Source organism: Pseudomonas sp. Emmai (genome assembly GCF_055179735.1).
On record NZ_CM143685.1, the window covers coordinates 5014963 to 5038897 of the forward strand.

The 23935-nt window shown below is 60.5% G+C and carries 14 protein-coding genes; 5 read left to right on the top strand and 9 right to left on the bottom strand.

Going from position 1 to position 23935, the window contains the following annotated elements:
* Nucleotides 1-33: 33 nt before the first annotated feature.
* A complete protein-coding gene (locus ACY4LX_RS23170) occupies nucleotides 34-1164 on the bottom strand; it encodes an MFS transporter (RefSeq protein WP_463257954.1) in 1131 nt (376 codons plus the stop codon).
* Between the two features lie 190 nt (nucleotides 1165-1354).
* Between ACY4LX_RS23170 and ACY4LX_RS23175 the strand changes: the two genes are divergently transcribed.
* From ACY4LX_RS23175 to ACY4LX_RS23190, 4 genes are all read left to right on the top strand, one after another.
* Nucleotides 1355-2149 carry an SDR family NAD(P)-dependent oxidoreductase gene (locus tag ACY4LX_RS23175; protein ID WP_463257955.1) on the top strand — a complete coding sequence of 265 codons (795 nt, stop codon included), beginning with the start codon at nucleotides 1355-1357 and terminating at the stop codon, nucleotides 2147-2149.
* Between the two features lie 346 nt (nucleotides 2150-2495).
* A complete protein-coding gene (locus tag ACY4LX_RS23180; protein ID WP_463257956.1) occupies nucleotides 2496-3119 on the top strand; it encodes a response regulator in 624 nt (207 codons plus the stop codon).
* A gap of 3 nt (nucleotides 3120-3122) precedes the next feature.
* Complete coding sequence (locus ACY4LX_RS23185) at nucleotides 3123-6683, top strand: ATP-binding protein (protein ID WP_463257957.1); 3561 nt, start codon at nucleotides 3123-3125, stop codon at nucleotides 6681-6683.
* Between the two features lie 104 nt (nucleotides 6684-6787).
* Nucleotides 6788-8980 carry an autotransporter outer membrane beta-barrel domain-containing protein gene (locus ACY4LX_RS23190; RefSeq protein WP_149661852.1) on the top strand — a complete coding sequence of 731 codons (2193 nt, stop codon included), beginning with the start codon at nucleotides 6788-6790 and terminating at the stop codon, nucleotides 8978-8980.
* Nucleotides 8981-9032: 52 nt separating this feature from the next.
* On the opposite strand, the gene ACY4LX_RS23195 is transcribed toward ACY4LX_RS23190, so the two are convergent.
* The 5 genes from ACY4LX_RS23195 to ACY4LX_RS23215 all read right to left on the bottom strand — a co-directional run bounded on the left by ACY4LX_RS23195 (nucleotide 9033) and on the right by ACY4LX_RS23215 (nucleotide 14761).
* On the bottom strand, nucleotides 9033-9620 hold the full coding sequence (locus ACY4LX_RS23195; protein WP_149661851.1) for a fimbrial protein: 588 nt from the start codon (nucleotides 9618-9620) through the stop codon (nucleotides 9033-9035).
* A 156-nt stretch (nucleotides 9621-9776) separates the two neighbouring features.
* A complete protein-coding gene (locus ACY4LX_RS23200) occupies nucleotides 9777-10532 on the bottom strand; it encodes an EAL domain-containing protein (protein ID WP_463257958.1) in 756 nt (251 codons plus the stop codon).
* A gap of 20 nt (nucleotides 10533-10552) precedes the next feature.
* Nucleotides 10553-13105 carry a fimbria/pilus outer membrane usher protein gene (locus ACY4LX_RS23205; protein ID WP_463257959.1) on the bottom strand — a complete coding sequence of 851 codons (2553 nt, stop codon included), beginning with the start codon at nucleotides 13103-13105 and terminating at the stop codon, nucleotides 10553-10555.
* Nucleotides 13106-13201: 96 nt separating this feature from the next.
* A complete protein-coding gene (locus ACY4LX_RS23210) occupies nucleotides 13202-13942 on the bottom strand; it encodes a fimbrial biogenesis chaperone (protein ID WP_149661849.1) in 741 nt (246 codons plus the stop codon).
* Between the two features lie 231 nt (nucleotides 13943-14173).
* On the bottom strand, nucleotides 14174-14761 hold the full coding sequence (locus ACY4LX_RS23215; RefSeq protein ID WP_149661848.1) for a fimbrial protein: 588 nt from the start codon (nucleotides 14759-14761) through the stop codon (nucleotides 14174-14176).
* Nucleotides 14762-15071: 310 nt separating this feature from the next.
* Here ACY4LX_RS23215 and ACY4LX_RS23220 point away from each other — a divergent pair, with 310 nt between their 5' ends.
* Nucleotides 15072-15695: a response regulator transcription factor gene (locus tag ACY4LX_RS23220; protein WP_149661847.1), complete on the top strand. Its 624-nt coding sequence runs from the start codon at nucleotides 15072-15074 to the stop codon at nucleotides 15693-15695.
* Between the two features lie 183 nt (nucleotides 15696-15878).
* Here ACY4LX_RS23220 and ACY4LX_RS23225 read toward each other — a convergent pair whose 3' ends face one another.
* The 3 genes from ACY4LX_RS23225 to ACY4LX_RS23235 all read right to left on the bottom strand — a co-directional run bounded on the left by ACY4LX_RS23225 (nucleotide 15879) and on the right by ACY4LX_RS23235 (nucleotide 23697).
* Entirely contained in the window at nucleotides 15879-19481 is a 3603-nt protein-coding gene (locus ACY4LX_RS23225; protein WP_463257960.1) for an ATP-binding protein, read from the bottom strand.
* Between the two features lie 79 nt (nucleotides 19482-19560).
* Nucleotides 19561-22503 (bottom strand): autotransporter outer membrane beta-barrel domain-containing protein, encoded by a 2943-nt coding sequence (locus ACY4LX_RS23230; protein ID WP_463257961.1) that lies wholly within the window; start codon nucleotides 22501-22503, stop codon nucleotides 19561-19563.
* 180 nt (nucleotides 22504-22683) lie between these two features.
* Nucleotides 22684-23697, bottom strand: a complete 1014-nt coding sequence (locus ACY4LX_RS23235) for a fimbrial protein (protein WP_463257962.1) — start codon at nucleotides 23695-23697, stop codon at nucleotides 22684-22686.
* Nucleotides 23698-23935: the final 238 nt, after the last annotated feature.

A 23935-nucleotide genomic window follows, 5' to 3' on the forward strand; every position in this document is an offset into this window, starting at 1 on the left:
AAATGGGCGACCCCTTAAGGTCGCCCATTTTCGTCAAGGTCTTGGCAGCACACCCTTTTTGCGCTCCAGACAAGCCAATGCACTGGCCGCCAGACATAACGCGGCTGCCGTATACACCCATTCCGACGGCGCCACCGGCAACACAAACCCGGCCAACAACGGCCCCACGCCCGCCCCGATATCCCGCCACACCGCATTCCCCGCCAGCGCCCGCACCCGCCCGCTGTCCGGATGACGTTGCGCGATGACGGTCACCACCAACGGCAGTTGCAACGCGCGCAACACCAGCACCAACGCCCCGCCGACCACCAGCCAGTGGAAGCCAAAGCCGATCAACGCCGCTGACGTCATCAACGAGAAGACGATCAGCATCCGCGTCGCCCCCCAACGCTGGGCTGCGATACCGCCCAAGGGGCTGAGCAACAATTCCGAGACATAACGCAACGCCAGCAACGTCCCGGCCACCACCACTGCGTTGCCTTCCAGCAGGTGTTGCGCCAGCAGCGAGAGGCCAATGATGAACAGCCCGTCGAGGGTCAGGCCTTCGATAAACGACCACATCGCGACACTGTCGGGACGCTTGAAACGACGGGTCGACGCCGACATCGGATGCGGCGCCGATGGCAACCCCAACGCCAGCCACATCGCAATCAACGAGGTGGCGAACATCAGGAAAAAAATCAACCGTGGCCCATATTCCACACTCAGCAACGCCCCCAACGGCAGCGCCAGCATCGGCCCCGCCGCAATCACCGCCCGCGAACGCCCGGTACGACGCGCAGCGCCCAAGGGCTCGGCGGTCGCCATCACCTGCGTGGACAAATTCAGCGCCGCATAAGACAAGCCCCAGCCCAGGCGCAACAGCAACAACCACCAAAACCCCGACAAGGTCGCGTAACCCAGCGCGCACAACGCGGCAGTCCCGGTGGCCAGCAACAACGCCGGCCGATCACCCTGGCGGGTGTAAAACTCCATGACATAGCGATAACCGAAAATACGCACCAAGCGATTGGCCGCCAGCAAAATGCCCGCTTCGGCCAGGCTGATGCCGAAGGCCTGAGGCTGCATCGGCAACAGCAGGTACAACAAGACATCGCCAGGTAGACACAGGGCCAATACGGACGCGGCTCGGGTTGAGTGTTTGTCGGCGGTTTTTTCAGACATGGGGGCGAAAGGCCTTGGTAGAAATCAGCGGCCCCTCAGACTGGCGTTAAGCGTTGCTGCTGACAAACTTTTTTACAACAAAGCAGCCCCGCAGGGTGGGTGCAGGGCTCACATCCGGGTTTTTTCTCTTGAACTAGGCTAAGAGGCTCGCAGTCCTCCCTCTGACCTCCCCTTCAAGAGCGCGATTCCCATGAACATCGATCTATCCAACAAAACCGCCCTCGTTACCGGTTCCACCCAGGGCATCGGTTTCGCCATCGCCAAAGGTCTGGCCCAGTCAGGCGCCGAGGTCGTGATCAATGGCCGCAAGCAGGATGCCGTGGACGCCGCTGTCACCCAGCTCAAGCACTTGCTTCCCTCCGCCAAGGTGCGAGGTGTTGCCGCCGATGTCGGTAGCGCCGAGGGTTGCAGGGTGATGGTCGCCGCCCTGCCCCAGGTGGATATCCTGGTGAATAACGTCGGGATCTACGGCCCGCAGGATTTCTTCGAAACCGAGGATGACGTCTGGGAAAAATTCTTTGAAGTGAATGTGATGTCCGGCGTGAGGCTGTCTCGTGCGTATCTGCAAGACATGGCGAAGAACGGCTGGGGCCGGGTGGTGTTCATTTCTTCGGAGTCGGCGTTGAACATCCCGGCGGACATGATTCATTACGGCTTTACCAAGACTTCCAACCTGTCGATTGCCCGGGGCCTGGCCAAGCGCATGGCGGGTACGGGGGTGACGGTGAATGCGGTTCTACCGGGGCCGACGTTGTCCGAAGGCCTTGAAGAGATGCTCAAGGATGCGCAGCAAAAGTCCGGTGAGCCGATGGAAAAAGTGGCGGCGGACTTTGTCATGGCCAACCGCCCGACGTCGATCATCCAGCGGGCGGCGAACATGGAGGAAGTGGCGAACATGGTGGTTTACGTGGCGTCGCCGCAAGCATCGGCCACCACCGGCGCGGCGTTGCGAGTGGACGGCGGCGTCGTGGACACCATTGCCTGACCATCCCTGTGAGGTGGAGGGCAGGGAGCTTGCTCCCGCTGGGCTGCGAAGCGGCCCCAAAAACCGGCGATCGAGGTCTTTCAGATAGACCGCATTCGCTGGTTTTACGACTGCTGCGCAGCCGAGCGGGAGCATGACTCCCTCACCACAGGGTTCATCCGTTCCAGTAGCCGACTTGCACAAATGCCCCAACATTTCGCGCAATCGCTGTGCGCCCGCCCCTATCGCGACGCCACGCAAACCGCGTAGGATCGCCCCCTTTTTTACCGCCCTCACCATGCATCCGCTCCTCTGAGCCGTTTTTCAACTCCGGGACTATGCTGAATCTGGGTATGAGGGCTGACCGATGAAAGTGTTACTGGTCGATGATCACGCGGTAGTACGCATGGCGCTCGGGATGATTCTGGCCCGTGAAGGCCATGAAATTGTCGCCGAGTGCGATAACGGCGTGGACGCACTGAGCAAAGCCTTCGAGCTCCAGCCGGACGCCATTGTCCTGGACCTCGATATTCCGCAGCTCGACGGCATGGCGGTGCTCGACCGGCTGCGCGTCGGCGGCAACAAGGCCCATGTGCTGGTGCACACCGGGTTGAAAAGCCAGGCCTACGCAGCGCAATGCATGCGGGCCGGGGCGTCGGCGTTTCTGTCTAAGGTCGATGACCCGGAGGAAATCGGCACCGCCCTCAAAGCCATCGCCAGCGGCAAGACCTGGTTTCCCATCGGCGCATTCACTTCGGTACGGCAAAGCGATTTCGCCCAGAACGATGCACAACTGCTCAGCGCGATAACCCGTCGCGAGCTCAAGGTGTTGCATGGCTTGGCCCTGGGCAAAAGCAACAAGCAGATTGCCGACGACATGCTGCTGAGCAACAAGACCGTCAGCACCTACAAAACCCGGCTGATGCAAAAACTCAACACCTCCACGCTGCTGGAGCTGATCGAGTTCGCCAAACGCAACCATCTGGTCTGAGCCATGATCCGTCGAATGCTCATGGGCGTGCTGCTGCTGACGTCGTTGCTGGCGTCTGCCGAACCGCTAACGCTGCTCAGCCGCTCCGCTGACAGCCACGTAGAGCCGACGCTCAGCGTCACGCAACGGCAATGGCTGGCGAAGAAAAGCGTGATCAACGTCGGCGTCTACCTGCCCGATCGTCCCCCCCTGGACATGACCACCAACCAGAAAGACTACGAAGGCCTGTCCGCTGATTACCTCGATGTGTTGGCCCGGGCTTTGGGCGTGCGTTTGCAGGTCAATCGCTACCCTACCCAGCAACAGGCACTGGCCGCCCTGCAACAAGGTGATGTCGATCTGGTGCCGCGCATCAATCACCTCGAACCGAACCACGGCGATATCGTGCTCAGCGCGCCCTATGCCTATGACCAGGCGGTGTTGATCAGCCGCTTCGGCACCCACTGGCCCAACGACAGAGTGCCTCGCGGCACCACCGTGCTGTTCGACCCGGACTGGATTCAGCAGGAACGCGTGGCCACGCTGTTTCCCGAGCAACAAGTGCAATCGGTGCTGTCCACTGAACAAGGGCTGGGCCGGGTGGCCTACGGCGCCAACACCGCGCTGCTGACCGACGCGATTTCCGCGCAATACCTGCTGGAACGCAGCTATCAACAGAGCCTGAAACAGACGATCCAGCGCGACTCCGAAGGCCTGGGCTTCAGTTTTGCCCTGCGCCGCCAGGATGCTCAACTGATGACCTTGCTCAACGGCACCCTGGCGAAGATCTCCCCCCAGGACAGTGCAGTGATTGCCCGGCGCTGGGGCATCGGCACCAACCCGAAACTGGGTTACAGCCGCTTGCAACTGACCGCCGCCGAACAGCAATGGATCAAGGAACATCCCGACGTCGAACTGCTGGCCAACGAGCTCTATTCGCCATTCAGTTTCTTCAATGCCGACGGCCAACTGCGGGGCATGGCGGTGGATCTGCTGGAGATAATCAACGACCGTACCGGCCTGGTGTTCCGCCCGACCAAAATCACCTCGGTCGACGCCATGACCAGCCGCGTGCAGCGCGACCCGGTCAGCCTCATCGGCGCCCTGACCTACAGCGCCGAACGAGAACAGAACCTGATGTTTACCCGACCTTATGTGGTCAACCCGTTCGTGCTGGTGACCCGCACCCAGCCCGAGCATGCGGGGCTGGTCGGGCTCAAAGGCCTGTCCGTGGCCATCATCCGCGGTTCGGCCACCGCCAATTGGCTGGAACGGGAATGGCCGGACATTCGCCGGGTGGAAGTCGACACGCCGATTGAAACCTACGAATTGCTCGCCGAGGGCAAGGTTGAAGGCGTGGTCCAGCCGCAACTGGGCGCGGCATACCTGATCGACCGGTTTTTCCGTGGCCGGTTGCAAATCGATTCGGTGATCGGGTCGCCACCGGCGCTGATCGGTTTTGCCACTGGCACGCAGAACGTCGAACTGGTGTCGATCCTCAACAAAGCCCTGCTGGACATCCCGCCCAACGAGTTCAGCGACCTGGCCAACCGCTGGCAGAGCCCCCAGGAAAGCCCCGCAGGCTGGAATGCTTACAAGGACTGGTTGTACCGCGCCGTTGTCGGGGCGCTGGTGGTGTTGCTCGCTATCCTGGCGTGGAACCTGGGCCTGCGCCGGCAAATCGCCGAACGCTTGAAAGCGCAAAAAGCCTTGAACGACCAATTGGTGTTCATGAAAGTGCTGGTGGACGGCACGCCCAACCCGATCTACGTGCGCGACCGCCAAGGCCTGCTGCTGACCTGCAACCGCGCATATTTGCAGGCGATGGAGGTTGAGCTCGACCAGGTGCTGAACAAAGGCTTGATCGAGGCCAGCATCATGGACCTCGATGCCGCCCGCAGTTACAAACGCATCCACCGCGCCACCCTCGACAGCGGCGAGCCGTCTTTCGACAACTTCGACCTGACCGTCAAGGACAAGACCTATCACATCTACCACTGGGCCCTGCCCTACCGCGATTCCGACGGCACCATGACCGGGGTCATCGGCGGCTGGATCGACCTCACCGAACAGCAGAACCTGCAACACGCGCTGCACCAGGCCAAGGATCAGGCCGAAGCCGCCAACCGGGGCAAGAGCCACTTTCTGGCGGTGATGAGTCACGAAATCCGCACGCCGATGAGCGCCCTGATCGGAGTCCTGGAATTGATGCGTAACGGGCGTCCTGACCCTGAGTTGGTCGACATCGCCCAGAAATCGGCCGGCGGCATGATGGAGTTGATCGGCGAGATTCTCGACCTGTCGAAGATCGAGTCGGGCAAGTTTGAACTGCGCTGCAGCAGTTGCCAGTTGCAACGCCTGGCACGCACGGTAATCCAGAGTTTCGCCAGCCTCGCCCAACAGAAAAACGTCGAGTTGAAGTTCGTCAGCCATGGCGAAGACAGCGCGGTGCAACTGGACTCGCTGCGCTTCCGGCAGATCCTGTCGAACCTGTTGAGCAACGCGATCAAGTTCACCCCGCAAGGGACGGTCACCGTCGAGTTGAGCCTGGACACCGACGGGCCACTGGCCCACGTGCAACTGGCGGTGATCGACACCGGCATCGGCATGGATGAGCAACAGCGCCAACGGCTGTTCCAGCCCTACACGCAGTTCCAGAGCAGTGACACCGAGTTGCAGATCGGCACCGGCCTGGGCCTGGCGATCTGTCAGCAACTGTCGCAACTGATGGGCGGCCAATTGCAGTGCGCCAGCACGCCGGGACAGGGCTCGTGTTTCACCTTCAGCCTCGACGCGCCGCTGGTCGCGGTCGATGAAGCGCTGCCGGTGCTCGACACCGAACAGCTGCCGCCCCTGCCGTCGCGCCATGTGCTGATCGTCGAGGATCACGAGTTCAACCGCGTGGTCCTGCAACGGCAACTCGAAGCCCTGGGCATGCGCGTCACCTGCGCCGAAAACGGCGTGGAAGGTCTGCGCCTGTGGGGCCGGGACACCTTCGATTATGTGATGACCGACAGCAACATGCCGCTAATGGCGGGCGACGAAATGACCCGCCAATTGCGCGCCATCGAAGCCGCCGAGGGCCGTTCGCCCACCCATGTCCTGGGGCTGACCGCCAACGCACAACCCGAGGAAGTCCAGCGTTGTCGGGACGCCGGCATGAACGATTGCCTGTTCAAACCGGTCACTCGCGATGCACTGGAACGTTATCTGCGCGAGGCGGAACTGGGACGTCAGGCCAGTGCGCCATGCTTCGATTTATCCAGGATCAGCGACATCACGGCGGGCGACGCAACGTTGACCCGCCAACTGCTGAGCACCGTGCTGCGCACCAACCAGGAAGACGCCGATGCCCTGCAAGCGCTGTACGCCGCCGGGGATCTGGACGCCACCGCTCGTCGCTGCCACAAGATCCTCGGCAGCGCGCGGATCATCCACGCCGCGCCGTTGATCAGCGCTTGCGAACAGCTTGAGCATGGCTGCCGGGACGCCGCGCCGGCAGCGGGTTTGAGCCCGTTGCTGGAGGCGTTTTTCACGCAAATGAAGCGCCTGCAGGACAGCCTCCGCGCCACGATCAACAGCTGACTTTGTAGGATACTTCCGACAAAAACTTGGGAAACACCTGCGTTACCGACACCCGCCAGCCCCGGAGAATCTGCGGCACTTTCCAAGCAGTCGGCAGGTGTCCCATGTCCAAATCAAATAAGCGTTTTTCTAAAGTATCGCTCTCGGGTGCTGTGTTGCTGCTGGGCTGCGCCGTTGAACAGGTGTCTGCCGAGAACTGCGACCAGAGCCGATGCCTGACCACGTTTCAGGAAAACATCCGGATGGACGACGGCAGTTCGCTGCAGGTCGGCACGGGCGGTTCTATCGTCAACAGTATGGTGATCAACGGGCGCCTGCGCGTCTGGGATTCGGGCTCAGTGATTGGCACGACCGTTAACGGCAACAACGGTTGGCTGGAAATCAATGACTCCGCGTCGGCGCAAGACAGCCTGTTGAACAACGGTCAGATGGTGGTCGTCGGCTCGGCCACGGCGCAGCATACGACGGTCAACAACGGCAATCTGGACGTCGCAAAACAAGCGTCGGTCAGCGATACCCAGCTCAACGGTGGTTCCATGTGGGTGTTCAACGAAGCCTCGGCCACGGACACCCGCGTCAGCAACAGCCAGATGACGGTGTATGAAAATGCCCACGTGCAGGACACCACCGTGAATGACGGCGGGGTCATGTCGGTCTTCGATTCGGCGTTTGCCAGCGATACCGTGGTGAACGACGGCGGCCTGTTCGAAGTCGATTCCGGCACCACCGTGCACAACACCACCGTCAACCAGGGCGGGCTCATGGCCATGGCCGATCGCGCCGAAGCCAGCAACACGTCGATCAACCAGGGCGGGGTCTTGCAGCTCAAGGGCGATGCGATCCTGGGTGAAAACACCCATGTCGACGGACAGGTCAGCTTTGCCGATCCGGCCATCAGCGGCTTCCATACCTTGTTCGTCAAAGGCCCGTTGAGCGGCAATGGCACCTTCATGATGAACACCGACCTGGCCGATCTGCGCGGCGACCTGATCAAGGTGCAGGGCGAGATCAGCGGCAATCACACGCTGGTGGTTGCCGACTCGGGCAAGGCCCCCGCGAACCCCTACGCCTTGGCGCTGGTGGACGGCAATGGCGGCCACGGCAGCTTCAGCCTGTATGGCAAGACCGTGGATGCCGGGGCCTTTCGCTATGAGCTGCAACACGTTGGCGAAGATTGGTATCTGATGAACTCGGCGGATGTCGATCCGATCAACGATCCCGATGGCTCGAAAGTCCCACCGGTCGATCCGGTCACCCCGGTAACACCGATTGACCCGACAACGCCGGTCAATCCCGTCACGCCGGTCAACCCGCAGGAAAAGCCGGCGATCCCTGCCGAGCTGGCCAAACCTGCCCAGCCTGTGCACCGCCCTCAAGCGCAAACCCTGAGTAAGGGCGCCAACGCGGCGGTCGCCAGTCACGCCGCCAGCGCCGCACTGATCAGCGCCCAGATGAGCGCCACCCTCGGCCATTTCGGCGAGCTGCGTTCGGGCAAGGATCAGGGCGGTTTGTGGACCCGTGGCTACGGTGCCGAGCAACACCTGGACACCGGCGCCAGCCGCGCCTTCGACCAGCAGATCAACGGCTTCGAGGTCGGCGCCGACAAGGCCATGTCGTTCGCCGATGGCACGCTGTACGTCGGAGCTTTGTTTGGCCAGGGCAAGGGCCGGCAGTCGTTCGGCGAGGCCAGCAAAGGCACCACCGACAGCACGACCCTCGGCGGTTACGCCAGCTACCTGGACCGTAGCGGTCTGTACGTCGACGGCACCGTGAAATATAGCCGCCTGGACAATGAAACCAAGATCACCAGCAACCTGGGCAACAAGGTCAAGGCAAAATTCAAGAACCACGCGGTGACGGCTGACGTGCAAGTGGGCAAGCACATTGACCTGAGCCAAGGCTGGTTCGTCGAGCCGCAAGCCGGCCTGCAAGTAACCCGCATCAGCGGCAGCCGCTACGCCGCCAGCAACGGCTTGACGGTGGAGCAGGATGCGATGCTGTCGGTGCAGAGCCGGATCGGCGGTGTGGTCGGTCGTGACCTGAAACTGGACAACGGCATGACCGTCAAACCCTACGCCAAGGCGAACTGGATCACCGAGCATGCCGGCAAGAGCAACGTGAAGGTCAGCGGCGCGAAACTCGACAGTCGCCTGCCGGGTTCCCGGGCCGAGATCGGTGGCGGGGTCATGATCAGCGTCGCCGACAAGCACAACCTCTATGCCGAGGCCACCTACACCAAGGGTCGCGGCATCGAACAGCCGATGGCCGTGACCGTGGGTTATCGCTACACCTGGTAATCGCGCTGCGGCGGTGAAAAAGGCCGGGTGTAAAAACCCGACCTTTTTGCGTTTACTCGTAGCGCAGGACAAACGGCAGACTGCCATTGGCGGCGCCCGGCACTTCGGCGCCGGAAGTGCGCAAGTAGGTCGCGCGCAACGCGATATTCGCCGTCCCTACCCCGTCTTCATCAATGTCCAGCGGTGCCGAAATGCTCGGCGCGCTGGACATGTCGATGATGTCATTGGCGCTGTTGACCAGCGCAATCGCCGCACCGCTGGCGCCACCCGGCGACAGGGCCAGCAGGCGACCGTCGATGCTATCCAGGCCACTGCCGCTGTTCGGGTCGAAGCTCATGATCACGCTGCTCAAGGCACCGACGCCGCTTGGGCAACCGATGTCGAAATTAAGGTCCGTGACCGCCACGCCGACATTGCCCACACCCGGCGACGCCACTTGCAGGTCGGCAAAGGACACGTCGCCCATATCAACCAGGATGTTGTTACCGGTGCCGGCACTGGCATCACCGCCCGGGGTCACGGTGCAACTGGCGTTATTGAGTTCGCCATTGAATTGCAAGGTGCCGCTGGCAGCGAAAGCGCTACTGGACAGTGCCGCATGGGCGACGATAGCTAGGGCCAATAAGGAGGTTTTTTTCATACACAGTTCTCGTGAAAAGGGTGCTCGTGAAAATGATGGGGACCTGCTTCCTGCAAGTCCTTCAGAATTTACCAACCGCCCCTGGGCTGCGTGGTAGGAACCATCCGCCATGCAGGTAGGACCGAGTGCGCAACACAGGTAGGACATCTCCCACAGCTACCTGAGATTCAAGTGTTCACGCCGGAAATCTTTAGCCGCTTCAAGGGTCAGGGGCCGGGAATACCAGACGCCTTGCACGGTGGTGCAGCCCATCTGCTTGAGCGCATGAATCTGGAAAAAGTTATCGACGCCCTCGGCCACAGTCTCCAGCCTCAAGGACTCCGCCAGGGCCAGGGTCGCCTTCACACACGCCAGGCTCTTGTGCTCAGTGGCCATGGCGTAGATCAACTGGCGAGGGATTTTCAGCAGGTCCACCGGCAGCTCGCACAGGCGTTCAAAGTTGGAGTGTCCCTGGCCAAAATCCTCCAGAGCCAATTGCGCGCCCAGGGCTTTCAAGCGCTCCGCCCCTTGCAGAACCCGGGCGTAATCGACGTCGATCTCGCCTTCACCGGTGATTTCAAAGGTAATACCCAACAGGCTGGTGGTGGCCGGGGCGAACGCCTGGACAATGCGCTCCACCATCGCCCTGTCCGCCAGCTGGGTGATGTCCACATCGACATGAATCGCCTCCAGCACCTTCAGGTCCCGGGCGGCCTGTTCGTACAGGCTGATCGTCATGTCATCGAGCACGCCGCTGCGGCGCGCCATGGGCATGAAGACCTCGGGCGGGACACCCTGCCAGCGTGGATGCACGCAACACGTCAGCGCTTCAAACCCGACGACGCGACGCTGGGGCACATTAATGATGGGCTGGTACAGGGGCGAGACGTGTTTCAACAGGTCAGTGGCAGGAAGCAATCGATTGATGTTCATGAACAGGCTTCCTTGCACAATTACTGACAGGTCAGGGTTTTACTCTGGTAGTTCTCGCCCGGGACTTTTTCGCTCATCACGTACTGCGCCCAGCAGCTTTGATCAGCCCATTTGACCTGCAACTTGCCCTCGGTCTTTTCCACCAGGACCAACGCCGTTTGGCGTGGATCGACCACCGCCAGTTGCTGCCCCTCTTCGTCCTCGACCACCGCGCCAAACGGAATCTTGCCTTTGAGGTACTGGAAGGTCGCTTCCAGGCGCAGGCCGCTCTTGGCCTTGAACGTAGCCTTGGTGATCGCACCGCGACGTGGAATCACCTGCTGGCTGGTGCTTTCCAGTTCGATATCGGCGCCCAGGTCCTGGGTGTTGAGGCTGACGAAGTTGCCGCGATACGGTTGCGAGTTGGGAATGACCGCGTAGCCGTTGGCCGCGGTCTTGACCCCGGCATAACGCCCGACCTGCACGCCCGGTGTGTTCTCGACTTCAGCCAGGGTGAAGGTCTCCCCCACCGGCTGGCCGAAATTGACTCCGCCAGCATGGGCGACCACGGAGCCCCGGGCACTCAGGTTGGCCGACTTGTAAGCGCGACCCTGGCTGTAGCCAGCGCCGACGTTGGCGTAAGGGGTCTTGGCATTGATTTGGCCATCGCCGCTGTACTCGCCGGTGACGCTCCGATTGCCACCCACGGAGAAGGTCATGTCATTGCGTCCCGCAAGGTAACCACTGACGTTGGCATTGGAGTTGGTGCCGGTGCTGTCATGGGCCGAACTGAAACTGGCCCGAGGCGCACGGCCTTCATCGCCCAGGGGAAAGGAGACGCTGAAGGTCGCCTGGGTATCCCGACTGCGGGCCCCACCCTGGCCGGAATAGGCGCTCTGGCTATCGGCGTAGCGGGTATGAGTGACGTCGAACGAATAGTTCGCCTTGCCCCAATAGTTGGAATAGCCGGCCTGCAACGAGCGGGTCTGGCCCGGCAGATTCCAATAGGTCTGATCGCTGGCGGACAGGTACAAAGAGCCAAACCCCTGGCCCATGACCTGGTTGGCCGTGAGGTTGAAGCGCGACTTGGCCCGGCCTCGGGCTGGTTGCCCCGGATCGCGGTTTTCATCGTCAACGTGCTCGCTGAAGGTCCGATAACCTTCAGTGGAATAGCGATAACCGGCCAGGGTGAACGTGGTGCCGGTCAGGTTCAGGGTCTTGCTGTAGAGAAAGCGCAAACTCTGGCCGGTGTTTTTGCCTTGGCGGGTCGTGCTGCTGGACTGGGTGGCGTCCACCGAAATCGCCCCTGCCGGGGTGTTGAAACCGGCCCCGGCGTTGGTCGCGCTGAAGCCATCGCTCAACATCACGCCGCCGAACGTGGTGACGTTATCGGTCAAGCCGTAGACCAGGTTGCCGGTGCCGAACATCGGCGAATCGCCTTCGCCGTTCAGGTCGTCGAATTGCCCCAGGTCGAGGTTGTAGCGAAAGCTGCCGCGTCGCACCAGGATCGGCAGCGAGGCAAACGACTGGGTGAACGTACGCACCTCACCATCGGCTTCGGTAATGCTGATTTCCAGGTCACCGTTGGAGCCGCTCGGGTAAATGTCCGTCAGCTCGAACGGTCCCGCCGATACGGTGGTGGTGTAGAGGCTGAAACCGTTCTGCTTCACTTCCACCGTGGCGTTGCTGTTGGCCACGCCACGGATCACCGGCGCATAACCGCGCTCGCTGTCCGGCAGCATCGCCAGGTCGGAGCCCAACTGCACGCCCTTGTAGCGCACGCTGTCGAAAATCTCAGAATCGGAATAGGTCTGGCCGACCGTCAACTGACTGCGCAACGAGGTGATATCGCGTTGGGCGTAGGTGCGGTTGCTGTTGAACAAGCCAGGGCTGTCGGTGCTTTTGGAATAGCTCGACTCGTTGCGCAACCGCCACGGCCCGAGGTTCAGGCCATTACGCAGGTTGGCGTTCAGACTGTCGGTAGTCGCAAAATCGTTTTTGCGCCGGTTGCCGTTGACGCTGTAGTCCATGAAGGCCGCCGTGACACCTTCGTCCCACAACGATGGGTCGACGTAACCCCGGGCCGAGCGGCTCATCATCGCCTGGGGGATGCTCAGATACAGGCGCAGCAGGTTGGCCTGGTACTCACTGCTGAACTGCGGGATCAGCGCCTTGATGTCGATGCAACTGTCGGTGTCGGCGTCCTTGCTCAGGGTGCCGGCGGTGACCAGGCTGTCGATGTCCACGCCGAACTGGCGCAGCAGGGTCAGGGTCAGGCACGGCGTTACGTCACCATCGTCCTGCTGCGTGAATGTCATGTCCTGGCGCCCGCTCAAGCTGCGATTGACGTAAATGTCCACGCGGTAAGTACCTGGCAATACGCTGTTGCCGTCGATGAATTGCTTGAGGTCGGCGGGCTGGCCCAGGCCTTGAATGAATGACGTGTTGAAGGTCACCGGGGCCGAGTCATCGGCCGCCTCAGCCAAACCTTGCACGGACAGGCCCAGGGCTACCGCCAGGCTCAAGCGTGACAGCCGCGACGGTTGGTCAAAACGCTGTGAGAGGGGGCTGTGGCGGTGATGGCGTGTACGCATGACAAAAACCTGGATTCATTTTTTCGAGGCAAAGCCCGGCCAACGGACGTTTGCTGGAAACGTCCGGGCGGCTTTAAGAGGAGCGAAGGCGAACGGTTACTGAGCGTCGACCCGGGTGGCGGTGCTGCTGGAAGCGGCTTGCAGTTTGGTGCGATAGGTCTCCTGGCCGCCCCAGTCATTGATGCTGCGGAAGCTGAACTCGGCGCCGACCTTGAACCCGCCGTTGTTGACCTCGAAGGTCTTGCGTTCGCCGGGGGCCACCATGAAGCGCTCGGCCACCAGGTTGCTGAAGGCGGGCATCTCGCCGAGCAGTTGCACCATCGACACGTGGTAGGCGCTCGGGTTGTGAACGCTCAGGCGCTTGCCGCCGTCTTCCAGCTGCCATTGCAGAGAACCGGCAGCGTCCTTGGCTTCGCCCGTCAGATTGGCCGGGCGGTAGAACACCTTGATCTTCTGGCGCACGGCGATTTGCAGGGTGTTCTTGCCTTCGACGCTGGCAGGGATTTCCTGCACGCTGAGCCACACCACCGACTCACGGTCCTGGGGCAAACCCGCCCCTTTGTACAGAACCCGCAGCAGTTGTTGGCCGTTGGCGGCCATTTTGGTCAGGGGTGGTGTCACGGCAAACGGTACGGCCCCGTCGCCTTCCTTGCCGTTGTCCAGCCAGGATTGCAACAGGATCGGTTTTTCACTTTCGTTGCGAACCGTGATGTTTTCTTCCTTGTTCTTCGCCTCAAAAATGATCCGCGTGGCACCCAGGGAAATCCCCGCTTGAGCATTGGAAAGAACCACGAATGGCAACAAGCAGAACAGCGCTTTAAATGTGCACTTGAACATACAACCCTCAACGTCATTAAGGCATTTTGAATATCTGGACCTGCGAGTGCACAACCACTCTCAACCCTTAAAACCGAACCATCTCAAACACACTTCATTGACGACGCGACCGATATCAGACAACAGCGACACATGCGCCAACCCGTACACTAAAAAAAGTAACAACAGACAAAAATAAAACACTACCGAACGCATGTTATAAAACGTCGCATTCGGTAGTGGTCACATCACTTACTCGTAAGTCAGCACGAACGGCAGGCTGCCGTTTGCAGCGCCTGGCGTTTGAGCGCCAGTGGTACGCAGGTAAGCAGCTGCCAGGTTAATCTGGGCGGTGCCAGCACCGGTGCCCGCGTCAACGGTCAGGGCGGCACGGACTTCCGGGTCCTTGGACATGTCGATGATGTTGCGGTTGCCATCAACCACGGCGATTGCAGCACCGGCTGCGCCACCTGGAGCCAGGGCCAACAGACGGGCATCGGCAGTGTCACGGCCCGAACCGGCTTGCGGGTCGAAGTTCAGGACTACGGTGTCGTAGGCGCCCACGCCGGTACAGCCGATGTCGAAGCTCAGGTCGGTGACAGCAACGCCTACCGAACCTTTGCCTGGCGCAGCGGTTTCCAGGTCGCTGAACGAAACGCTGCCCATGTCGACAACGATGTTGCTGCCGGCACCGGCGCTGGCGTCGCCACCCGGGGTCACGGTGCAACTGGCGGCAGTCAGGTTACCGGTGAACTGCAGGGTGCCGCTTGCAGCGTTGGCAGTGGAGGACATGGCAGCGGCAGCAGCAATGGCCAGGGCAATAAAGGAAAGTTTTTTCATGATGCGTTATCCGTTCGAATTAATTGTCCTGCGTTGGCAGGTAAAACTAGATTAATTCGCGGGGCGGGAAATTATTGTAGGACCGGTCCATAACATGCGTCAGATTAGAACTTACATTGCTGTAGGACCGAGACTACAAACAATGATTGCACTGATATAAATCATTATCAGCGCACCCACTTAATGCCCACTATTTTTAATAAGCCGCATCATTTACCCTTGTATTGATCCGAATTCACATCGAGAATGATGGCACTTTACCTCTTCACACTTCTTTTACACTTATTTTTTCCACCCGCTGAGAGAAACAATGAAAGTCTTAGTCGTTGACGACCATCAAATCGTTACCCTGGCGGTTACCAATCTGCTTCATGGACAAGGCTTCGAAGTTGTGGGCGATGCCACCACCGGCATTCTCGCTATCGATGGGGTGCGCAAGTTGAAACCGGACCTGGTGATACTCGACGTCGACATTCCACAACTGGATGGTTTGAGTGTCATGAAGCGCCTGTCCAGCTTCAATCCCAAGCCACGGATCCTGATCTTTACCGGGGCGAAAAACTCACGCCTGCCCCAGCGCTGCCTGCAAGACGGCGCGTCGGGGTATGTGAGCAAGGAAGGCACCATGGGTGAACTGCTGAACGCGTGCCTGGCGATCAAGGACGGTTACACCTGGTTCAAGGCCGACACCATCGACTCGGTGCGCGAAGAGGACTTCAAGACCGACGAGGACGACGCGGTGAAAAAGCTTTCGCCTCGGGAGATGAACGTGTTGCGCTGCCTCGCGGCGGGCCTGACCAATATCAAGATCGCCGAGTCGCTGCACATCAGCAATAAAACCGTCAGCACCTACAAGACCCGTCTTCAGGAAAAACTGCGGATCGACAGCATTGTCGAACTGGCGGAATTCGCCAAGCGGCATGGGTTGGTCTGAATCCCACCGCCGACCCCGAGCGAGGCTTGCCCGCAAAGGCGATCTCACATACGCCATCGCTCGTAGGAGCAAAGCTTGCTCGCGATGGCGATCTCGCGGACGCCATCGCGGGCAAGCCTCGCTCCTACAGGTTGGGTGGCGATTTCAAGGACGCCATCGCGAGCAAGCTTTGCGCCTACCCTTCTACCCTCCCAACAACGCCTCTTCCAATTGCAGCAGGTTCGCCTTCAGGTGATGCACCTGCACCAGGCAATTCTCTTCCTGGCGCTGTTCGGCAAACGCCTGCAAACGCCGACAGTCATCCACCACATCATGGGCATCGATGATCTTCGCCGCGCCCTTGATCTTGTGCGCCAGGCGCGCCAGTTCCGGTAGATCACCCTCGGCAATCAGCGCATCGAGCAGCATCCGGTCCTCCTGGTTGCTGCGTACCACCTGCGCGATAAAGGTTGCGTGGGCTTCTGCCCCCAGGCCATTGACCTTGGCCAGTGCTTCGGCGGAATACGGCAGGGTCCGGTCAGGAAAGGCCAACTGGATACGATTGAGCAAGTGGTCCAGGGTCAACGGCTTGAACAGGCAGTCATTCATGCCCGCCTGCAAGCACTGCTTGACCACTTCGGTCTGGGCATTGGCGGTCAGGCCGAACACCGGGCACGCCAGCCGCTGCTGCTCGCGCTCCCAACTGCGCAGGCCCTGGGTAAAGGCAAAGCCATCCATGTTCGGCATGTTGCAATCGGTGATGACCAGATCGAACGCCGGATCGGCGTGCCTGCACAGGGATAATGCGCGCTCACCGTCTTCGGCGGACTCGGCGCGATGCCCGGCAAACTCCAGTTGCTGGCACAACAGCAAGCGGTTGGCGGCGTGATCGTCCACCACCAGCACGTGCAGTGAACGCCCCAGCATTGGCGCCACGGGAGCCGGCTCCGGCGCTTGCTGCTCCTCACACAACGGGGCGTTGAACACCAGGCTGAACGTCGAACCCGCCTCCAGCTCGCTTTCCACCTGCAACTCGCCGCCCAGCAACTCCGCCAGACGTCGACAGATGCTCAAGCCCAGGCCGGTGCCGCCCTGGGTGGCGCTGCCGCGACTGGTCTGGATAAACGGTTCGAAAATCGCCAGTTGCTGGGCCGGTGACAAGCCATGGCCGGTGTCGGTCACCTGGATCATGAAGTGCCCTACCCCGTCCGCCGGCCCCTGCGCACCATCAAACACGGCGATTTCAATGCTGCCCTGATCGGTGAACTTGATTGCGTTACTCAACAGGTTGGAGACGATCTGCTTGAGCAGCAACGCATCGATCAGCACGTGGTGGTGACGCACCTCCAGCACCAGGTCGATTCCCAGCCCCTTATTGTGGGCGCTGGTTTCGAATAGCTTGAACACCGAGTGCATCAACTTCGGCAAATCGGTTGGGCGCGGCGACGGCTTCATCGCCCCGGACTCGATTTTTGACAGGTCGAGAATGTCACCGATCAGCGACAACAGTGCCTGGGCCGACTCGTGGGCGACGTCCACTGCCTCGCGCACCTGCCGGGCATCGCCGCCCCGGCGCTGGAGCAATTCCAGCAGGCCGATAATGGCGTTCATCGGCGTGCGGATTTCATGGCTCATGCTGGCCAGGAACACCGACTTGGAACGGTTCGCCGAATCGGCGGTGTCCTTGGCTTGGCGCAGTTCCTGGAGTATCTGCTCACGCTCGGTGAGGTCGATCCAGCCACCAATGATCCCGATCACCTGCCCATCGGCGTTACGGAACGGCAAGGTCCAGTGATAGATGCGGTACGCCTGGCCACAGACTTGCACTTCCATGTCGGCGAACGTCGGCTCACCGTCGAGCAAGGTGCGTTCGTAGAACTGCTGGTAGCGCTCGTTGAAGTGCGGCGTCATCAGCGGGGTTTCGCACAGTCTTTTGCCGACGACGATGTGGCGCTCGGTCTGCAAAAAATCCAGGTAGGACTGATTGCATTGCAACAACCGCCCTTCGTGATCGCGCACGTACAACGCCACCGGTGATCCGTCGATCAAGGTCCGGGTGAACTCCAGTTGATCCTTGAGTTTGCGTTCGGCGGCATGACGCTGGTTGATCTGGCGGCGCAGGTAACGGTTCCAGGCCAGGAACAGCACCCCGCACAGCACCGCGATGCCCGTCGCCTTGTAGACAAAGTCCCGGTAGTTGACCCAGGAACTGGCCACGGGCGGGGTGAAGTGGCTGCGCCAGCGCTCGGTCATCTGTTGCAGGTCTTCGGGGGCGATATCGAGCAACGCCTTGTTGATGATGTTGATCAGGATCGCCTGATCTTCCCGCGCCGCCAGGCCGATACGGGCCATGTCCGGCCCCACGGAAGCGCGGACGGCCAGGTGGTTGGGGTAGAAGTTCTTGATGAAATAATCGGCGCCCATCTGGGTGTTGATGGCGCCATCGACCTCGCCCTCCATGAGCATTTCCATGCCGCGCACGGTGCTGTTGACCTCGACCAGAGCGATGCGTGGATAGTGCTGGCGGAACCACGGAATCAGCGTACTGCTGGCGGCGACGGCGATGGAACGGCCATTGAAGGCACTGATTTCGTTCAAACCCGTGGCGTCGACACGGCTGATCAACACCAGCGGATTCACCGCATACGGGCGACTGAAGCGCAGGCTGGGGGTCCATTCCTGCGCCACGCCCAGGGCACCAATCAAGTCGACCGAACCCTCGCGCAGGCGCTCGACCATGTCGATGATGTTGTTGGTGCGCACCATCACGAATTGCAAACCCGTGCGCTGGGCGATGCGTTGCACAATGTCTGCGGTCAACCCGCGATGTACGTCGTGCTGATCATAGAACGTCATCGGCGCGTAACTGCCGCTGACCGCTACCTTCAGCGTTGGATGCCGGGCAATCCAGCGCTGTTCTTCCTGCGTGAGGTCGAGCATCGACGGCATTTGCGCATAGCGGATGGCCAGGTCCCAGCGAGAAGTGATGCGCAGGCGTCCGGCCAGGGGAATGGCGTCCAGGGTCTGATTGATCGCCAGCAGCAGTTGCGGATTGGCGGCGCCGACGGCGAAGGTGATATTGAAGTCCGGCACCACCGCATCACCGGCGATATAGGCACCGTTGTAAAACGCATTCTTGATCAGGTAATCCGCCGAGGCCGCATCGCTCCAGAACGCATCGACCTGGCCATGCACCACCGCCGACAAGGCACTGAGCGCCGATTGCACGGGCACCAGCAGCGCCTCCGGGTATTGGGTTTTCAAGCGATGGTACAGGTCTTGATCATTGGCAAACGCCAACCGCTGCCCCTTCAACCGATCCAGCGCCTGCGCGGTATCGCCGGTGCCCTTGACGATCACCGCGCGGTCCAGCAGATAAGGTTTGGAGGTCAGGATATCTTCGCGACGAATGCCGTGACGGGTGTAGAGCCCCAGCATGTGCACCGTACCGGTGACCAGGGCCTGCTCGGCCTCTTGGCGGCTGTGATAGCGGTAAATCTGCACGTCGGCCACGCCCAGGGTATTGCGCAAGACACCGAGGTAGTCCGCCGCCACGCCTTCGAATTTGTCGGCTTCAAAACCGATGTCGAACGGCGCAAACGAATCGCCCCAGATACCCACCCGCAGCAGCGGATGCTGACGCAGCCACGCACGGGTGGCCGGGGCGAATTCGACCACTGGCGCGATGACCGGGGTGTGCACCAACAGTTGCAATTGCGCAGGCTGGGCCATCGCACAAACGCTGAGCAATAGCCACGTCAGTAACAACCAACGGGTGACGAGGACGTGGCGAAAAAAATCGGTCAAAAAACGTTATCCCTAACTCTACAGACAGCGGGGTCCGGCAGTGATCCGGCATCCTGGATGCCGGATCACTGCCTGTGGCTTACCAGAGGTAGCGATAACCCAGGGTCAACCCCCACGGTTGCTTGATGTCATGGCCCTTGGCGAATTCGGCGTCGAGGGCGATCTTGCTCCGCTCGCTGACCTGCACAATGCCGCCGAAACCCAGCTCCAGACGATCCCCCGGCACCTCGGCCTTGAGCCGCGTGCCGTTGACCTTCACCGTGCTGGCACCTGCGTGTTCAGTGATCCACGACGCCTTGGCGTAGGGCTGCACCTCAATCCCGTTGCCGAGGGTCATGCGCCGGCCGAACAATGAGCCGACACGACTTTGCAATGAGTTCATGTCATCGGCATCGACGCGCAAACCATTAGAGGCGGTGTAGTCGCCGCCGGTCGTATGGGTCGCCGTGACCTCGATTTGCGGCTCGACGAACCAGCCCTTTTCGAGCGCAATGTGGCGGCCGATCTCAACGTCCATCCCTACGCCGTGGCTGGTGTAGGCCCCTTTCACCGGGTTCCCGAGGTTGGTCGGGGTTTTGATTTCGTTATCGAAACGGCTGTACTTGGCCACCGTGTCGACATACACGCCGCTATCGTGCAGGTAAGTGGCGTAGGTCCCGATCATCCGGCTATCGACGTTGCCGGAAGCGCCTTCGCCGAAGTTCATGGTCGAGTGCGCGCCGCCCACCACGCCACCGACGTACAACTTGCCGGCGCCCAACGCAAAGGCCTTGTCGACACCGACTTCCATGCCGGTGACGTTTTGCGTGAAGGCGCGACTGGAGCCTTCGGCCACCTCGAAGCGTCGACCGATGGCCCGGGTCCAGATCCCGCCTTCATCCTTGCCCATGCGCAACTCGCCCAGGCGCTTGACCAGCGCGTTCATCTGCGCGCTCCACAGCGTGGCGCCAGCGGTTTGTGCGGAGATGGCGGCGTTGGCGCCTTTGGACAGGTTGGCAGGGCCTGGATCAACAGTGACCGGAGGGGTGATCGGCGGTGTGATCGGATCGGTTGGTTTTTCGGGATCGACCGGGGGAATGAGCGGATCAGTCGGCGTTTTCGGGTCAACCGGGTCACTTGGCGATTCAGGATCGACGGGAGGCTGAATCACCGAACTGTTGCTCAGAAACCAATCGTCGCCCTGCTGGTTGAGGGTGTAGCGAAACGCACCGGCATCGACGTGCTCGCCATACAGACCGAACGTGCCGCTGCCGCCATTGCCATCCACCACCCGCAGTTGCTGGCCGGGACCGCTCGGGCTGTGGCCGGAGTCTTCGATAAGCAGGGTGTGACGGCCGGAAATTTGCCCGTTGACCCGCAGCAGATCGCCCTGCAGCGTCGCCAGGTCGGTGCGCATGTCAAAGCGGCCGGAACCTGTCAGGTCTTCGTTGACGGTCAGGGTCTTGAACGTGCCGGACAGCGATGGATCAAACACCACGTGGCCGTTTTGTTGATCCAGCGTCCCGACGTTGGAATCGGCGGTCATGAGCCACAGGCTGTTGTCCAGCTCCAACTGTTGCAGACCGCTGATCGAACCGCGCAATGCGGATTGCTCTTTCAATATCACGCCGACGTCCTGGCCTTCCACCAGGATATCGCCCTGCAAGGTCGAGCCGACTGCTGCGACCGAGACGTGCTGGTTATCGACCAGGCTGCCGTCGGCCAACTCACGGACGCTGGTGCGCAACACCTGCTCACCGGCGACACTGCTGTTGAGCAGTTCCAGGCGCAAGCCACCGGAGATATCGAACGCCGCGTGCTGCGCGCTGATGTCCGAGTCCTGCACATGCAAGACGTTGATCTGCCCGGTGCGGGATAGCGAACGAACCGCCGCGCTGTCCTCGCCCCGCACGTGCACCAGTGCATCCGCCAGGCTCATGCTGCCGCCGTCTTGCAGCAACAAGCCGCGAGCCCCTTCACCGTCGGCATTGAGAGTCAGGCCCTGGGCCAGGACATGGCCCGGGCCGTAACTGACGATGCCCATGCCACTGCCGTCGATATTGATCAGGGCATTGTTGAGGTTGATCCGTGCGCCACTGCCCACGGCAAACACCCCGGCGCTCATGCCGTGGGTGTGAATGTCGATGTCGGTGCCGGTCAGCGTCGAACCATTGTCGGCGTAGAGACCGTGGGCATTGTCGCCGAAGGTTTCGACCGTGGCTTTCTGCAGGTCGATCGTCGCACCGCTTTGGGCGAAGGCACCGATGGCGCTGATGCCACTTGTGGTGATGTGAACATCCTGGCCCAGTACCTGGCTGGTGGCGCTGGCGGCCCAGAGGCCATGGGCGACCTGCCCGGCGGTGTTAATGCGGGTTCGTTGCAAGTCGACCTGGGAATCACGATTGGCGTTGATGCCCTTCGCGCTGTCACCGGTGGTCTGGATCAGGCTATCGACCAGTGTGGCACTGGCCCGTTGCTGATCACTGGTGCCCCGCAAATACAACCCATCAGCGGCGCGGCCCTGGGTGGCAATCGTGCTGAGCACCAGGCCGAGGGTGCTGGTCCCGGTGGCATTTACCCCACGAGCGCCGGCGCCCTGGGTGATGACGTCGACCGAATCCAGCGCCAGTTTTGCGCCGCTGCCGAGGGTGGCGCCGTGGGCATTGTCGCCCTGAGTCTGGACGGTGCCGGTGCTTACGCTGATCAGGCTGTCGACGCCATTGGCCGCCAGGGCCGAAGCGTTGGCGCCAGTGGTGGTGACCGTCACGTTGCTCAGGATCGCTTCACCGGCCAGCACCTGGGCAGCACTGCTGCCGCGACCGCTGGTGCTGAACGTGCTGTCGCTGATTTTGGCGCTGGCCGCCGCGCCGTCGACCAGCAACACCGGTTCATTGTCGCCACTGGTGCTGACGTTGAGTTTTTTCAGGGAGAGTTGATCGCCGCCTCCCAATTCGATGGAGGCGGCGTTGGCTTCGCCGAAAGCCAGGCAGGCGAGGGAAATGCCTGCAGCCAGGGCGTGGGGTTTGGATAGGAGGCGGCGCACGGAGTCATCCTTGTTAGTTGAGTTGGGATGCAGGAAAAGTGCGTGGCGCGCAAGCAATGGGCGCGGCACTTAGTGCTCATCAATCTTCAACCGGTGACTTAATGCACAACGTAGGACCAGTCCGTTAATCAATGTCATCCCATTCCTTGCAAGAATGTCGAATGGTCCTACATGCTCCCGTTATTCAACGATTGTTTCAAAAACCAGTTGGGTATCAATCACGCCACCTTTTGATGTTTCATCGGGGTTATTTTGCAGTTCGGCGATGAATTCATACTTAAGACCTTTAGGGCTGATCGTGGTCGAACCGTTACTCGATAACTTGTAGCGCTTCGATAGATCGATGGCTTTACCCGTACCATCTTTCAACGCTATTTGAAGTCCCTTGGCGCAGTTGGCGCACACATTATTTTGCAAAGCCGAGCCATCAACACGAATACGTTCGGAACGGAAGTTCAACGACACGGTGTCATTGAAGCGCTTGCTGTCCGTTTGGTCCGTGCATCCCGAAAATTCAATATTGAATCGCTCGGAAGCTCCGGCCTCAGACACTTCGCCAAAGTCCACCAAAATGTCACTATTCACCAATGTACAGGTGGTAATAATGACCGTCCCTTCTCCGTTTTTTACGCCCAGTAACGCGTTGCTGTAGGGCGCGCCGGGAGTCGTGGTGCCGCGGGCCCACGAGATCCAAATCCGTTTTTCGTAGGGTGCCAACGCATAAGCGCCGGGATTTGAAAGCCTGTATTCATTTCGTACGAAATTCTTTCGTGCATAGCCGCTTTGCGGGAACGGCTTATCGAGATAAATCTTGGTTGGAATAGAACCAAAGGGTGCAACCGTTGCACAGTTGGCTGGGGAGACGTCAAGGTAGATCCCGTTAATCGTCGACCTGCAATAAGGTACCGCGCCTCCGAGCCCCCAATACATCACATAAATCTCACGATTGTAGACTGGGGTTGGAAGTGAAGTGCAACCACTGACTGTCCAGCCAAACTCGTAATACCCCACCACATCCAGATAATTGGCGGTCGCCAGATCAGCCGTCATCACACTGTTAGAGTGAACATCATCAAAATCACACCAGGCCGATGCACCTGCCGCACGAACACCCGAGGCATAGAACAAAGACAGAAAACACACCAGCAATAAACGAAACACTCTAGGCACCCATTCGATCAATTCGATACGCAAACAACATGCAGGTCCGTGGCGTTTTCGTCGCGTAAGGAAACCCGTCGATAGAAACTTCAATCGCGCCAGATTAAGACTGAGAACGGAGCATGAATGTAGGAGCAGTCCGATGCCGATGTCGGATTACACGCGACCACTGCGTAAGACACGTACCACCAATGTGAAACCGCCCAGCCCCGAGCGGCATCCCCTGAACCTTTCATACGCATTCTTGTAGGAAACATCCTTCACCGAAACC